This window comes from Mixta mediterraneensis (genome assembly GCF_030283135.1).
In the GTDB taxonomy this organism is placed as follows: Bacteria; Pseudomonadota; Gammaproteobacteria; order Enterobacterales; family Enterobacteriaceae; genus Pantoea; species Pantoea mediterraneensis.
The window spans coordinates 73,272-88,523 of record NZ_JASUAZ010000011.1 but is presented as its reverse complement, the minus strand read 5'-3'; the positions used below and the strand labels follow the sequence as shown (position 1 = coordinate 88,523).

At 54.1% G+C, this 15,252-nt stretch carries 13 protein-coding genes; 10 read left to right on the top strand and 3 right to left on the bottom strand.

Features of this window, described 5'->3' with window-relative positions; genetic code table 11:
* The 10 genes from mdtD (at position 1) to QRY16_RS09580 (ending at position 12,347) form a co-directional block, all read left to right on the top strand.
* On the top strand, positions 1 to 1,407 hold the full coding sequence (mdtD, locus tag QRY16_RS09625) for an MFS transporter (RefSeq protein ID WP_289776416.1): 1,407 nt from the start codon (positions 1 to 3) through the stop codon (positions 1,405 to 1,407).
* The gene (gene baeS / locus QRY16_RS09620) at positions 1,404 to 2,792 is read left to right on the top strand and encodes an envelope stress sensor histidine kinase BaeS (RefSeq protein ID WP_193404882.1); all 1,389 of its coding nucleotides are present in this window, start codon (positions 1,404 to 1,406) and stop codon (positions 2,790 to 2,792) included. The genes mdtD and baeS overlap by 4 nt, the downstream gene beginning before the upstream one ends.
* A gap of 6 nt (positions 2,793 to 2,798) precedes the next feature.
* Positions 2,799 to 3,506, top strand: a complete 708-nt coding sequence (gene baeR, locus QRY16_RS09615; RefSeq protein ID WP_193404881.1) for an envelope stress response regulator BaeR — start codon at positions 2,799 to 2,801, stop codon at positions 3,504 to 3,506.
* Positions 3,507 to 3,633: 127 nt separating this feature from the next.
* A complete protein-coding gene (trhP, locus tag QRY16_RS09610; RefSeq protein ID WP_289776427.1) occupies positions 3,634 to 5,034 on the top strand; it encodes a prephenate-dependent tRNA uridine(34) hydroxylase TrhP in 1,401 nt (466 codons plus the stop codon).
* A 327-nt stretch (positions 5,035 to 5,361) separates the two neighbouring features.
* Positions 5,362 to 6,261 carry a lipid kinase YegS gene (gene yegS, locus QRY16_RS09605; RefSeq protein ID WP_193404880.1) on the top strand — a complete coding sequence of 300 codons (900 nt, stop codon included), beginning with the start codon at positions 5,362 to 5,364 and terminating at the stop codon, positions 6,259 to 6,261.
* Positions 6,262 to 6,428: 167 nt separating this feature from the next.
* On the top strand, positions 6,429 to 7,643 hold the full coding sequence (gene manD / locus QRY16_RS09600; RefSeq protein WP_289776415.1) for a D-mannonate dehydratase ManD: 1,215 nt from the start codon (positions 6,429 to 6,431) through the stop codon (positions 7,641 to 7,643).
* Positions 7,644 to 7,653: 10 nt separating this feature from the next.
* Positions 7,654 to 8,664 carry a Zn-dependent oxidoreductase gene (locus tag QRY16_RS09595; protein ID WP_289776414.1) on the top strand — a complete coding sequence of 337 codons (1,011 nt, stop codon included), beginning with the start codon at positions 7,654 to 7,656 and terminating at the stop codon, positions 8,662 to 8,664.
* Positions 8,665 to 8,744: 80 nt separating this feature from the next.
* On the top strand, positions 8,745 to 10,028 hold the full coding sequence (locus tag QRY16_RS09590) for an MFS transporter (protein ID WP_289776413.1): 1,284 nt from the start codon (positions 8,745 to 8,747) through the stop codon (positions 10,026 to 10,028).
* Positions 10,029 to 10,095: 67 nt separating this feature from the next.
* Entirely contained in the window at positions 10,096 to 11,598 is a 1,503-nt protein-coding gene (locus QRY16_RS09585) for a mannitol dehydrogenase family protein (RefSeq protein ID WP_289776412.1), read from the top strand.
* A 59-nt stretch (positions 11,599 to 11,657) separates the two neighbouring features.
* On the top strand, positions 11,658 to 12,347 hold the full coding sequence (locus QRY16_RS09580; protein WP_193404875.1) for a GntR family transcriptional regulator: 690 nt from the start codon (positions 11,658 to 11,660) through the stop codon (positions 12,345 to 12,347).
* A gap of 104 nt (positions 12,348 to 12,451) precedes the next feature.
* Here QRY16_RS09580 and fbaB read toward each other — a convergent pair whose 3' ends face one another.
* From fbaB to thiM, 3 genes are all read right to left on the bottom strand, one after another.
* Entirely contained in the window at positions 12,452 to 13,504 is a 1,053-nt protein-coding gene (fbaB, locus tag QRY16_RS09575) for a class I fructose-bisphosphate aldolase (protein WP_193404874.1), read from the bottom strand.
* Between the two features lie 144 nt (positions 13,505 to 13,648).
* Positions 13,649 to 14,449, bottom strand: a complete 801-nt coding sequence (gene thiD, locus QRY16_RS09570) for a bifunctional hydroxymethylpyrimidine kinase/phosphomethylpyrimidine kinase (RefSeq protein WP_289776411.1) — start codon at positions 14,447 to 14,449, stop codon at positions 13,649 to 13,651.
* Positions 14,446 to 15,237, bottom strand: a complete 792-nt coding sequence (gene thiM, locus QRY16_RS09565; protein WP_419776120.1) for a hydroxyethylthiazole kinase — start codon at positions 15,235 to 15,237, stop codon at positions 14,446 to 14,448. The genes thiD and thiM overlap by 4 nt, the downstream gene beginning before the upstream one ends.
* Positions 15,238 to 15,252 lie beyond the last annotated feature (15 nt).

Sequence of the window (15,252 nt, the reverse complement as noted above, 5' to 3'; positions counted from 1 at the left end):
ATGGGTACTCAGAACGCGACGGTGCGCTGGCAATTGTGGATTGTCGCTTTCGGATTTTTTATGCAGACGCTGGACACCACCATCATCAATACGGCCATTCCGTCTATGGCGAACGACCTGGGTGTGAGTCCGCTGCATATGCACTCGGTTATTGTCTCTTACGTCTTAACCGTGGCGGTAACGTTGCCCGTCAGCGGCTGGCTGGCCGATCGCTTCGGTGTACGTAATATCTTCTTCAGCGCGATTGTGTTGTTCAGCCTCGGTTCGCTGCTGTGCGCTTTTGCCGGCACGCTCAATCACCTGGTTATGGCGCGCGTAGTGCAAGGCATTGGCGGGGCGATGATGGTGCCGGTGGGCCGTTTGACGGTGATGAAAATCGTGCCGCGCGAACAATACATGTCGGCAATGACCTTCGTTACGTTGCCTGGGCAAATTGGACCGCTGGTGGGCCCGGCGCTCGGCGGCGTGCTGGTACAATACGCCAGCTGGCACTGGATTTTCTTAATCAATATTCCGGTTGGCATTGCAGGTGCCATTGCCACCATCATGTTAATGCCAAACTATTCTATGCCCACCCGCCGCTTTGATTTTTCCGGTTTCCTGCTGCTGGCGGCGGGCATGGCGACCTTAACGCTGGCACTGGATGGGCAGCGCAGCAGCGGTGGTTCACCGCTATTGCTGGGCGCAATGATCCTGGTCGGCTTCTTTTCGCTGCTGCTCTATCTGATGCACGCGCGCGGCAACGAACGCGCCATTTTCAGTCTCAGGCTGTTTGCGAACCGCGTTTATTCCATTGGCCTACTTGGCAGTTTTACCGGTCGTATCGGCAGCGGTATGTTGCCGTTTATGACGCCCATTTTTTTACAGATCGGCATGGGTTACAGCCCGTTCCACGCGGGATTGATGATGATACCCATGATACTCGGCAATATGGGAATGAAACGCATCGTGGTGCGCATCGTCAATCTGTTTGGCTATCGCAACGTGCTGGTTGGTTCAACCATTGCTTTGGCTTTTATCGTGCTGCTGTTCCCGCTGGCGGCGTTGTTGGGCTGGGTTTGGCTGCTGCCGCTGGTGTTGTTTCTGCAAGGCACAGTGAACGCAATTCGCTTCTCCTCCATGAATACCTTAACGCTAAAAGAGCTGCCGGATGAGCTCGCCTCCAGCGGCAACAGTTTGCTGTCGATGATTATGCAGTTGTCGATGAGTATCGGCGTTACCATTGCCGGTTTGCTACTGGGCGCGTTCGGTCAGGATGCCGTCCGCGACAGCGCAGCCAGTCACCAAACCTTTGTTTACGCCTATTTGTGCATGGCGTTAATTATTATCCTGCCTGCCCTGGTATTCTGGCGCGTACCCAAAGAAATCAGTAAAAACGTCGATCTGCGACGCCGGAGAAGTCAATGAAACCGACTCTGCACCTCGGTATTGGTGCCAAACTTTTTATGGCCATATTCGCCACCAGCATGATGGTGTTGATCACCATGCACTGGGGCGTACGTCTCAGCTTTGAGCATGGCTTTGTGGATTACATTAAGCGCGGCAATGAACAGCGTTTAAATATGCTCAGTGATGCGCTAGCGGATCAGTTCGAGCAGCATGGCGACTGGGATTTCCTGCGTCATAACGATCGACTGGTATTTAATATTCTGCGTTCGCTGGAGCAGAATCCCGACAGCAGCAATCAGCTCCCCCCGCACGGCTGGCGCACCCAGTTCTGGATTATCGATCAGCAGTATAAAGTGCTGGTTGGCCCGCGTTCGCCAGTGCCGCTGGAGGGATCGCGCCGCAACATTACGTTAAGCAATGGCAAAATTGTCGGATGGGTCATCGGATCGCCGCCGGAGCGCCTGACGCGCAGTACTGACATCAACTTTGATCAGCAGCAACGCCGCACCAGCTGGTATATCGTCGGGTTATCGACCTTACTGGCGGCACTGATGACCTGGCTGATTGCCCGCGGCCTGCTGGCCCCAGTAAAACGGCTGGTGGATGGAACGCACCATCTGGCGGCCGGCCATTTTGCCAGTCGGGTTGAGGTCAGCAGCCACGATGAGCTGGGTCAGCTGGCGCATGATTTCAACCGCCTTGCCAGTTCGCTGGAAAAAAATGAACGTATGCGGCGTGCCTTTATGGCCGATATATCGCATGAGCTGCGCACCCCACTGGCGATTTTACGGGGCGAGCTGGAAGCGATGCAGGATGGCGTGCGGAAACTGACCCCGGAAGCCATTGCCTCGCTGCAAAGCGAAGTGGTTGTGCTCACCAAGCTGGTGGACGATCTGCACCAGCTCTCCCTTTCTGATGAAGGCGCCCTTGCCTATCGCAAACAGGCCACCGATTTAGTGCAGCTCATGGAAGTCACAGCGGGGAGCTTTGCCGAACGCTATCGCTCGCATGGTTTAACGCTTAACTTATCCCTGCCGGAAGATGCCCCTTTCTTTGGCGATCCAGACAGGCTATTGCAGCTGTTCACTAATTTGCTGGAAAACAGTCTGCGCTACACCGATGCGGGCGGCGGTCTCCAGGTGCGCCTGTGGTATGAAGCGCCTTACTGGATGCTGACATTTGATGACAGTGCGCCCGGCGTAGATGGTGAATATCAGGCGCAAATATTTGAGCGTTTTTTCCGCACCGAAGGCTCACGTAACCGTGCCAGCGGCGGTTCTGGCCTGGGTTTAGCCATCTGTAAAAATATCGTCGATGCGCATGGCGGAGACATTTCTGCGACACACTCTGATTTAGGTGGCCTGAAAATCACGCTACAATTGCGCTATGTTCCTCATGCGTAGCTGATTATGAGCCAGGAAAAACAAGACCCGCTGATTCTTATTGTGGAAGATGAGCCGAAACTGGCTCAGCTGATGATTGATTATCTTCAGGCTTCTAACTATCGCACTCATCATATTGCCCATGGCAACGAGGTGCTGGACTACGTTCAGCATACACTGCCTGATCTGCTGTTGCTGGATCTGATGCTACCAGGCACCGATGGCTTAACATTGTGCCGTGAAATCCGTCGTTTCTCCGAGCTGCCGATCATTATGGTCACGGCGCGAACCGAAGAGATTGATCGCCTGCTGGGGCTGGAAATTGGTGCCGACGATTATATCTGCAAACCGTTTAGCCCACGAGAAGTGGTGGCGCGCGTCAAGACCATTCTGCGTCGGGTAAAACGTTCCCCAGAAGAAGTGCAAAAATCATCGCTGCTGAAAGTTGATGAAGGCCGTTTCCAGGCCAGCTGGCGCGAAGAACCGCTGGATTTAACCCCTGCCGAATTTCGCTTGCTGAAAACCTTGTCATTAGAACCCGGCAAGGTGTTTTCACGTGAGCAATTGCTGAACCATCTGTATGACGACTACCGCGTCGTTACCGATCGCACCATTGACAGCCATATTAAAAACCTGCGCCGCAAGCTGGAGAACCTTGATGCGGAACAGCCGTTTATCCGTGCCGTTTATGGCATGGGGTATCGCTGGGAAGCTGACAGCTGTCATTTGATCTAGATTGATTTAGATCAATTTACCCAACGCTATTCACAGCCTACAATTCCGCACCTTTTACGGGGCCGCTCAGAACGGCCTTGTACATGCCGCATCCGGCGGTGTGCTGACCTGACATCAGTGAGAAAATCTGTTGAAACCCGAACTCCTCTCTCCAGCCGGAACGCTGAAGAACATGCGTTATGCCTTTGCCTATGGTGCAGATGCCGTCTATGCCGGGCAGCCCCGCTACAGCCTGCGGGTGCGTAATAACGAATTCACCCATGAAAATTTGGCTAAAGGCATTAATGAAGCGCACGCGCTGGGTAAAAAATTCTATGTCGTGGTAAATATCGCGCCACATAACGCCAAGCTAAAAACTTTTATCCGCGACTTAACGCCCGTAGTGGAAATGCAGCCAGATGCGTTAATCATGTCCGATCCGGGTTTGATCATGCTGATACGCGACGCCTTCCCGCAGATGCCAGTTCACCTTTCCGTGCAGGCTAACGCAGTGAACTGGGCAACGGTGAAGTTCTGGCAGCAGATGGGCCTGACGCGGGTGATCCTGTCACGCGAGCTGTCGCTGGAAGAGATCGCCGAAATTCGTCACCAGGTGCCGGAAATGGAGCTGGAGATCTTTGTCCACGGGGCGCTGTGCATGGCCTATTCCGGCCGCTGCCTGCTTTCCGGTTATATGAATAAACGCGATCCCAATCAGGGAACCTGCACGAATGCCTGCCGCTGGGAATATAAAGTGGAAGAAGGCAAACAAGACGATGCGGGCAATATTGTCGAAATGCATCAGCCGATTGCGGTGCAGAACGTCACACCAACGCTGGGTGTCGGACAGCCTACTGATAAGGTGTTCCTGCTCGAAGAAAAAATGAAGCCGGGCGACGTGATGAGTGCTTTTGAAGACGAACACGGCACCTACATCATGAACTCCAAAGATCTGCGCGCCGTGGCGCATGTTGAACGTCTGAGCCAGATGGGCGTGCATTCGCTGAAAATAGAAGGCCGTACTAAATCATTTTACTACTGCGCGCGTACCGCCCAGATTTATCGTTGGGCCATTGACGATGCGGCGGCGGGTAAACCGTTCAATCCACAGTTACTGCTGGCGCTGGAAGGCCTGGCGCATCGCGGCTATACCGAAGGTTTTCTGCGTCGCCATACCCATGACAGCTACCAGAACTACCAGCAGGGTTATTCGGTTTCGGAACGTCAGCAGTTTGTCGGCGAGTTCAGCGGCAAACGCCGGGGCGACTGGGCAGAAGTGGCGGTAAAAAATAAATTTATGCTGCATGACAACCTGGAGATCATGACGCCATCCGGCAACCTGATTTGTACTCTGGATGCGCTGCAAAATGCGCGCGGCGAAGCCATTGACGTTGCGCCGGGTGATGGGCATCGCGTCTGGTTACAGGTGCCACAAAACGTTGATCTACCGTTTAGCCTGCTGCTACGCAATTTTACTGATGGGCTGAATACCCGCGATCCGCACGGTAAATTATTTACCAGCGAAAAAGTTTCGGCGAAGTTAGAGTAGGATCACAGACCCCCGCTGCGCTCTGTTTTATAGTCGCGCCTGCTGCTAACGAGTAACAAAAAAAAGCAGGTAACACTAGGAACCACCTCCTTCACCCGCCCGGCTCCCCCGTGCGGGTTTTCTTTTTTCTCCCTTTCGCCAATAATTTTTTAGCCTCAGCTGTGTTATACCCTGAAGCGTTCAAAGTGCTATAAGGCGGTGAGCCAACCAAAGCTAATGAACACAGTAAACGACTGTTTCGGGCAGACAGATGCCGCTAACCAGAGGCAGCCCGGACACTAAAGGATATACCTCCTCTTTTCTGAACTGGCCTTCAAGGAACGTATCATGGATAAAAATTCGCTAACGTTATTGATCCTCAACGGCAAAGGTGCAGGCAATGAAGACCTGCGCGTGGCGATCAATAAGCTGCGTGATGAAGGCTTTAATATTGCGGTGCGTGTTACCTGGGAAAAAGGCGACGGACAGCGTTATTTAGATGAAGCGATGACGCTGCAAGCCGAAACCGTGGTGGCTGGCGGTGGCGATGGCACCATCAATGAAATTGCCACTGCGCTGGCAGTCCTTGAGGTGGCAAGCCGCCCCGTGTTAGGAATTTTGCCGCTCGGGACGGCGAACGACTTTGCCACCAGCGCTGGCATTCCAACAGAGATGGAAGCGGCGCTACGGCTGGCGATTCAGGGTAAAGCCTGCGAGATCGATCTGGCGCGAGTCAATCAGCAGCGCTATTTCATCAATATGGCAACCGGTGGTTTTGGCACTCGCATCACGACCGAAACGCCGGAGAAGCTAAAGTCCGCGCTTGGTGGCGTCTCTTATTTCATTCATGGTTTGGTGCGCATGGATACGCTTAAGCCGGACAGCTGCGACATCAGCGGACCGGATTTTCACTGGCAAGGCGATGCCCTGGTGATTGGTATCGGTAACGGTCGCCAGGCGGGCGGCGGTCAGCGTTTGTGTCCTGCTGCGCTGATTGATGACGGGCAACTGGACATCAGCATCGTCACCGCACAGGAACTGCTGCCGACACTGATGCATTCTCTGACCGGCGATGATGAAAATCCAGGCATTGTAAGAAAGCAGCTGCAATCACTGCATATTCGTTCGCTGCATGAAATGACTTTTAACCTGGACGGTGAACCGCTGTCGGGGCGTGAGTTTCATATTGACGTTCTGCCCGGCGCATTGCGTTGTCGCTTACCGCCGCAGTGTCCGCTGTTGGCCTGACCGCGTTTTAAAGGGCGGTATTGACGCCGCCCTGAGCTCCCTCAACCCCTTCCCTCTTTCCCGCTGGCTGACAGTGTGAGTCTGTTCACAACTCTGCTACATAAACTTGTATGGTAGTATTAATGCGCGTACTTTTTCTTCATTAAACGCTGAATGAAGGCAGAAAGATGAAAATTGTTAACGCGGAAGTGTTTGTAACCTGTGCAGGCAGAAACTTCGTTACCCTGAAAATCACCACCGATGAAGGACTGACCGGCGTGGGTGATGCCACCCTGAATGGCCGCGAATTACCTGTCGCCTCCTATCTGAAAGATCACGTTTGCCCGCAGTTAATAGGTCGCGATGCGCATCAGATTGAAGACATCTGGCAATACTTCTACAAAGGGGCGTACTGGCGTCGTGGCCCGGTCACTATGTCAGCGATCTCAGCCGTGGACATGGCGTTATGGGACATCAAAGGAAAAGCCGCCAATATGCCGCTTTATCAGTTACTTGGCGGTGCATCGCGCACTGGCGTGATGGTTTACTGCCACACTACCGGTCACTCCATTGACGAAGTTATTGACGACTACGCCCGGCATAAAGCGCTGGGCTTTAAAGCGATTCGCGCGCAATGCGGCGTTCCGGGCATGAAAACCACTTATGGCATGGCAAAAGGCAAAGGTCTGGCTTACGAACCGGCAACCAAAGGCAGCTGGCCGGAAGAGCAATTATGGTCAACCGAAAAATATCTCGATTTCACGCCAAAACTGTTTGCCAGCATCCGCGATAAATTCGGATTTGATGAGCATTTACTGCACGACATGCATCATCGCCTGACGCCGATCGAAGCCGCACGCTTCGGCAAAAGCGTAGAGGATTATCGCCTGTTCTGGATGGAAGATCCGACCCCGGCGGAGAACCAGGCCTGTTTTCGCCTGATTCGGCAGCACACCGTGACGCCAATTGCGGTAGGCGAGGTATTTAACAGCATCTGGGATTGCAAACAGTTGATTGAAGAGCAGCTGATCGACTACATCCGCACCACTATTACCCATGCGGGAGGCATTACCGGTATGCGGCGTATTGCCGATTTTGCCTCGCTGTACCAGGTGCGTACCGGCTCGCATGGCCCTTCCGACTTGTCGCCGGTGTGCATGGCGGCCGCACTGCACTTTGATCTTTGGGTGCCGAACTTTGGCGTCCAGGAATATATGGGCTTCTCCGAACATATGATGGAGCTGTTTGACGCGAACTGGACATTTGACGATGGCTACATGCATCCGGGTGATAAGCCGGGTTTAGGCATTGAATTTAACGAGAAGCTGGCAGCGAAATATCCCTATGAACCCGCCTGTTTGCCGGTAGCCCGCCTTGAAGACGGCACGTTGTGGAACTGGTAAGGAGATCGTCATGAAGAGTGTTGTTATTGAGCGACCTGGCGAGCTGGTGCTGGCCGACCGACCGTTGCCTGAACCGGCTACTGGTGAAGTACGGGTGAAAGTACAGTTTGCCAGCATCTGCGGCTCTGACGTTCACATCTGGCATGGTCATAATCCGTTTGCCAAATATCCACGGGTAATTGGGCATGAATTTTTTGGCGTTATTGATGCGCTGGGCGACGGCGTGGCGAGTACACGTCTCGGCGAGCGCGTAGCGGTCGATCCGGTGGTGAGCTGCGGTCACTGTTATCCGTGCTCTGTTGGTCGCCCTAACGTCTGTAAAGAATTGCAGGTAACGGGTGTGCATCGCGACGGTGGTTTCAGCGAATATGCCGTCGTGCCAGCAGCTAATGCTTATCGTCTGCCGGACGCGATCCCTGACAGACTCGCCAGTCTGATCGAACCGTTTACCATTGCCGCTAACATCACTGCCTTTCTGAAACCGCAACAGCAGGAGGTGGCGCTGATATACGGCGCGGGTCCAATGGGCTTAACCGCCATTCAGGTATTGAAAAACGTATACCATGTTGAGCAGGTTTTAGTGGTGGATCGCCTGCCGCAGCGCCTTGAGCTGGCCTTACAGAACGGTGCCGATCGCGTGTTTAACAATGCCGAGGTCCCGCTGGCCGCGCAGCTGGAAGGCGTGCAGCCGACACTGATTATTGATGCAGCCTGCCATCCGACCATTCTGGCTGAAGCCGTTGCCCTCGCTTCGCCCGCAGCACGCATCGGTTTGCTTGGCTTCTCTGGCGAACCCTGCAGCCTTACCCAGCAAAGTTTAACCAGCAAGGAGCTGTCGCTGTTTACTTCGCGCCTGAACAGCCATCGCTTTCCGCAGGTGATTGAATGGATGGAAAAAGGATTGATCCAGCCGGAGAAGCTGGTCACGCACTATTTTCCTTTGCATGACATCGAACGCGCCATGACGCTGTTCGAAAAAGATCCTCGTACCTGCTGCAAGGTGATCCTGCAAATGCATTAACCTAATCCGTACCCCAGCTGTCTTCTGCCGGTGCGTACCCGCCGGCCTATTACAAATAGAAAACAGATCACGGAGTTTCTATGTTTAAGAATCTGCGCTGGACCCTCGTATTACTGTTATTCCTTGTCTATATGATCAATTACCTCGATCGCGTAGCGCTGTCGTTGACCGTGCCGCTGGTAGAAAAAGATCTGGTGATTAATGCTGAGCAGTTCGGCATGATTTTCGGCAGTTTCTTCTTCGGCTATGCGCTGTTTAACTTTGTGGGTGGCCTGGCGACCGACAAATATGGCCCGAAAATGGTGCTTGCCGTCGCTGTCGGCGCATGGTCAATCTTTTGCGGCATGACGGCGCTGGCTACCGGCTTCTGGTCGTTATTGATTTTGCGTGTGCTGTTCGGCATGGCAGAAGGCCCGATTTGCGCTTCGGCGAATAAAGCCATCAACGGCTGGTTTCCGAAAAAACAGGCGGCAACCGCCATGGGGTTGCTGAGCGCCGGTTCTCCGCTTGGGGGCGCGGTCGCGGGGCCCATTATTGGCTATCTGGCGCTCGCCTACGGCTGGCGACCCGCGTTTATCATCGTTTGCTGTATTGGTCTGGCGTGGATGACCATTTGGCTCTTCTTTGCCGCCGATACCCCCGCAAAGAGCAAGCTGGTAACGGCAAAAGAGCGAGCGCTGATTGATCAGATGAAAGCCGAAAGTCCGAATGATGAAGCCGACTTATCGCAAACGTCACACACCTTCGGCTACTATTTGCGCCAGCCAGTCATCCTGGTCACGGCGTATGCTTTCTTCTGTTACAACTACATTCTGTTTTTCTTTCTGAGCTGGTTCCCGGCGTATCTGGTGCAGGCGCATGGCCTTGACATCAAAGCGATGAGCATCACCACGATGATCCCGTGGATTGTCGGTTTTGTTGGCCTGGCGCTCGGTGGCTGGATCTCCGATAAAATTTTTAATTTCACCGGCAAGCTGCTGTTGTCACGTAAAATTGTGTTAGTGGTCTCACTGTTTGCTGCCGCCATTTGTGTCGCGCTGGCAGGTACGATAAAAGATGTCGTACCTGCCGTGATGATGATGTCGGTATCCATTTTCTTTCTCTACATCACCGGCGCGATCTACTGGGCGATTATTCAGGATGTGGTGCATAAAAGCCGAGTTGGCAGCATCAGCGGGTTTATTCATCTGGTAGGCAGCTTATCCGGCATCATCGGTCCAGTCGTCACAGGCTTTATCGTGCAGCACACGGGCAAATTTGACAGCGCCTTTGTGCTGGCAGGTTGTGTCGCTGCCGTCGGCGCATTCCTGGTGCTTTTTGTGATCCGCAGTCCGAAAACCAGTGATAAACCGGTTTCGGTCTGAGCTTCACGCGGTTAACGCATTATTGATTACGGGGCGCTCGGCGTCCCGTTTGCCATAAGGACGGACTATGTTACAGATTGATCGCCTTCCCGCTGATATTCAGCAGCCACGCTACGACCGTAGCCAACTTAAAACCCGCATGGTGCACATCGGCTTTGGCGCTTTTCACCGCGCGCATCAGGCGCTGTGTAGCGATAAGCTCGCCGAACAGGGCAGTGACTGGGGCTATTGCGAAGTGAATCTCAACAGCGGCGCACTGATTCAGGCGCTGCGGGCACAGGATTTACTCTATACAGTCACTGAAATGGCTGACGATTCGCTGAATACCCGCGTTATCGGTGTCATTACCGCCGCGCTGCATGGCAAAGGCGACGGCATCGATGCAGTCATTGAGGCAATGAGCCAGCCAGATGTGGCGATTGTGTCGATGACCGTGACGGAAAAAGGCTATTGCCATTTACCCGCCAGTGGCGATCTCAATCCTGACCATCCCGATATTGTGCATGACATCGCCCATCCTGACGCCCCTCGTTCACTGCCGGGGCTGATTCTGGCAGCCATTCGTCGTCGTCGCGCTGCCGGTTTAGCGCCGTTTAGCGTGATGTCCTGTGACAATATGCCGGAAAACGGCCACGTCACGCGCAACGTGATCGTACAGCTGGCGCAGCATCAGGATGAGGCATTAGCCGACTATATTCAGCAGCACATTACCTTTCCCTCGACCATGGTCGATCGTATCGTGCCCGCCATGACTGACAGCGCCTTTGAACAGCTCAGCGCCCGCCTGGGTTCCGCCGATCCCGTGGCCGTTGAAGCGGAACCGTTTTTTCAATGGGTGATTGAAGATAACTTTGTCAGTGGACGCCCCGCCTGGGAAAACGCAGGTGCCGAACTGGTAAACGATGTCCTGCCATTCGAAGAGATGAAGCTGCGCATGCTGAACGGCAGCCATTCATTTCTGGCCTATTTAGGCTTTCTGGCCGGTTATGAACACATCAGCGACTGTATGGCAGACGGCCATTTTCGCGCCGCCGCTCGCGCCTTAATGGTAAACGAGCAAGCACCGACGCTGCGCACTCAGGGCATTAATTTGCAGGAATACGCCAGTAAGCTTATTGCCCGCTATGAAAATCGCGCCATTAAGCATCGTACTTACCAGATTGCGACCGATGGCACCCAAAAACTGCCACAGCGTCTGCTCGACAGCCTGCGCTGGCATCTGCGCAACGGGAGTCGTTGCGATCTGTTATTGCTTGGCATCGCCGCCTGGATGCGTTATGTCGGTGGCGTTGATGAGCAAGGCCAGCCGTTCGAGATCCGTGATCCTCTGAAAAACGAGCTGACAAAGTGCGTAGCAAACAGCGAGGAAGGAGAAGCACGCGTGCGCGCGCTGCTGGGAATAAAAACGGTTTTCGGCGAAGATCTCCCGCAAAATGTCGAGGTTGTTGCACGATTAACGGATTTTTATCAGCAACTTTTGCAGCAAGGTGCCCGCGCTACCGTTCACCACCTTATGAATCAGACAGCATTGCGCACTAGCAAAAGCGCTGGCGCAGATGTAGCGCGCTGATTAGACTGATTCTTTCTTATCGGGCTGGCTTTTGCCAGCCGTAATACGGATATTGCTGCATGTCGATCGCCTATACCATTACTACCAGCGAACCAGTGAATCAGCAGATATATCGGTATCTGCGCAAAGACATCGTTACCTGTGTGATTCAACCGGGTTCGCTGTTGTCTGAAAAAGACGTTTCTGCTCGCTTTAATGTGTCACGTCAGCCGGTGCGTGAAGCGTTTATTAAGCTGGCAGAGGCTGGACTGGTACAGGTGTTGCCACAGCGCGGCACCTTCGTTCGTAAAATTTCTGCCAAAGGCGTTGCCGATGGCCGCTTTATTCGGGAAGCAGTAGAAATCTCCGTCGTGCGTCGCGCCGCGCAGGAAATTGAAGCGCCAGCACTGATGGCGCTGGAGTACAATTTACAGCTGCAAAATATGGCCTCTGAACGACACGACAGCCAGACGTTTCTTAGCCTGGATGATGAATTTCATCGCCTGATCGCTGAAAGCATCAACTGCGCGCTGGCGTGGGAAACGGTAGAAAATATCAAGGCGGCAATGGATCGGGTACGTTTTTTAACGCTAAGCGAAGTCTCTCCACCAGAGCGTTTGATCCAGCAGCATGAAGAGATTTTCACTGCGCTGAAACAGCATGATGCCGATGCAGCAGAAGCAGCGATGCGTCGTCATTTGCAGGAGATGATTTTTTCTATTACACCAATAGCGGAACGCAACAGCGAGTGGTTTGAAGAAGGATCCTGAGCCAGCTCACTGCCCCTTCCACAACCAGGGCCAGCGGGTGCTGGCCTTTTTAGCCTTATCGAACGCAGCGGGAATTCACCCGTCGGCGGGAAAGCCAGTTTGAATTACGCAATCGTCACATCTTTAGACAAATACACATCCTGTACGGCATTGATCAATGCGACGCCATCTTTCAGTGATTTTTTAAATGCCTTACGACCCAGTATCAGCCCCATGCCACCGGCACGTTTATTAATCACCGCCGTGCGCACGGATTCGGCAATATCCGTTTCCCCGGCTGAAGCACCGCCAGAGTTGATCAGGCCAGCGCGCCCCATATAGCAGTTGGCAAGCTGATAGCGAACCAGATCGATTGGATTCTCTGTGGTCAGCTTGCTGTAGACCCGCTCGTCCGTATGACCAAATTTCACGGCGTTATAACCACCATTATTTTCCGCCATTTTTTGCTTAACAATATCCGCACCAATGGTTGCCGCCAGATGGTTAGCCTGCCCGGTCAGGTCAGCGCTGGCGTGATAATCCACCCCATCCTTTTTGAAATCGTTATTGCGCAGATAAGCCCACAGAACCGTGACCATCCCTAGTTCATGTGCCCGCTCAAACGCGGCGGAAATTTCTTCAAGCTGACGACGTGATTGCTCAGAACCGAAGTAAATCGTCGCGCCAACCGCTACCGCGCCCATATTGAACGCCTGCTCCACGCTGGCATAGAGCGTCTGGTCATATTGCGCCGGATAGCTCAGCGTCTCGTTGTGGTTCAGTTTCACCATAAACGGAATGCGATGCGCATAGCGCCGTGACACTGAAGCCAGCACGCCGTAGGTTGATGCCACGCAGTTACAACCAGCTTCAATGGCCAGCTCAACAATATTCTTTGGATCAAAGTAGTGAGGATTTGCAGCAAACGATGCGCCGGCCGAGTGCTCAACGCCTTGATCCACCGGCAGAATAGACAGATAGCCGGTTCCCGCCAGGCGGCCGGTATTATACAACGTTTGCATATTGCGCAGCACCGCAGGAGAACGGTTGTTATCGATCATGACGCGATCGACAAAATCCCCGCCTGGTAAATACAGGCTTTCCGCTGGAATGGTCATGCAGCGATGTTGGAGAAGGGAATCAGCTTCCTGACCCAATAACTGTACGATGTCCGTCATGTAAGCTCCTGTTAAATGTCGAAGATGAACCGGCACCCGCCGATTCGACCCCAACAGCCTGGACCGGAATGCCCCGTCGATGCAAATTGCTGACTCCATTTTTCAGACGGATCCGCAGAAAAAAGAGGCCCTTCGCGCTTTGCCCTACCACCATTGATGAAAATGATGCACCGGTCCAATGCCTTTCCCGACTTCCAGCGAGTCGGCCTGTAACAGAGCCTGTTGTAGCCAGGCTTTAGCTTCGCTCAGGGTATCGTTCCAGTTCTGATGACGTGGCCGCAACGCCGCCAGCGCCGCCGACAGGGTACAACCCGTGCCGTGGGTGTGCCGCGTATTAACGCGAGGTGCGGTAAAGCGCTGCTGCGCCGAACGCGTGATCAACCAATCGGGGCTCTCTTCGTCACTCAGATGGCCGCCTTTCATTAGCACCGCCTGGCATCCCAGGGCCAACAAGGCTCCCCCCTGGGTCAGCATCTCGTCTTCATTACGCGCCATTTCACACTTTAACAGCGCCGCCGCTTCGGGCAAATTAGGGGTAATCAGTGAAACCTGTGGCAGTAACAACTCACGTACGCTGGCAATGGCGTCAGGCGAAAGCAGGGCATCGCCGCTTTTTGCCACCATCACCGTGTCGAGTACCACAAACGGCAAACTGGCTCGTTTCAGGCGATTAGCTACCCGCTCAACGATCGCGGTTTCCGCTAACATGCCGATTTTTGCGCTGTCGATACGCACATCATCCAGCACTGAATCGAGCTGGGCCGCCACGAAATCAGGTTCGACACGGTAAACCGACTGCACGCCACAGGTGTTTTGTGCCACCAGCGCGGTGATAACGCTGGTGCCATAGGCGCCTAACGCAGAGAAAGTTTTCAGATCGGCCTGGATTCCCGCGCCGCCGCTGGGGTCGGTTCCGGCGATAGTTAAGGCATTAATCCGCTTCATACTGCCACCTCCAGCAGCCATAACGCATCAAGGAAAGCGGCGACAAAACTGCCCGGACCTTGCGACTGTGCGGCAGCTTTCTCACCCGCTAACGCCATGATACGGCAGGCGCTGGCAGCGTTAAGCAACGCATCCCCCGGCAAACTGGAAAACGCCGCCACCACCGCAGATAAAGCACAACCGGTGCCAACCACACGCGTCATGAGCGGGTTGCCGCCAGCGACGCTTAAAGTACGCGCGCCATGAGTAACGTAATCGACTTCACCCGTAACGATGACAATGGTTTGATAGTCGCGAGCAAGTTGTTGAGCGGCCTCCAGGGCGGCATCGGCCTGATGCAGACTATCGACGCCTCGCCCGCCAGCCGCCTGCTGCGCCAGCGCTAAAATTTCTGAGGCGTTACCGCGAATCGCGGCAGGTTTCTGGCGAAGCAATTGCTGGCAGAATTCGCTGCGTAATTTAAGCGCGCCAACCGCGACCGGATCGAGCGTCCAGGGCGTACCCGCTTTATTCGCAGCGGTTACTGCGGCCTGCATGGCAAGCTGGCGATCTCGCGTTAAGGTGCCGACATTTATCAGTAACGCATCGGCAAAACCGCTGAACTGAGCGGCTTCGTCAACATCAATGACCATGGCGGGGGAGGCATTCAGCGCCAGCAGCACGTTGGCGCTGAAGGTTTGTACAACGTCATTGGTCATGCAGTGCACCAGCGGCGCGTGTTGACGGAATTGATGCAGAATGGGCGCGACGAGCGCGTCAGAAAGGCGTTCAGGTTGATGTGTCATCATAACTCCCAACCGGCG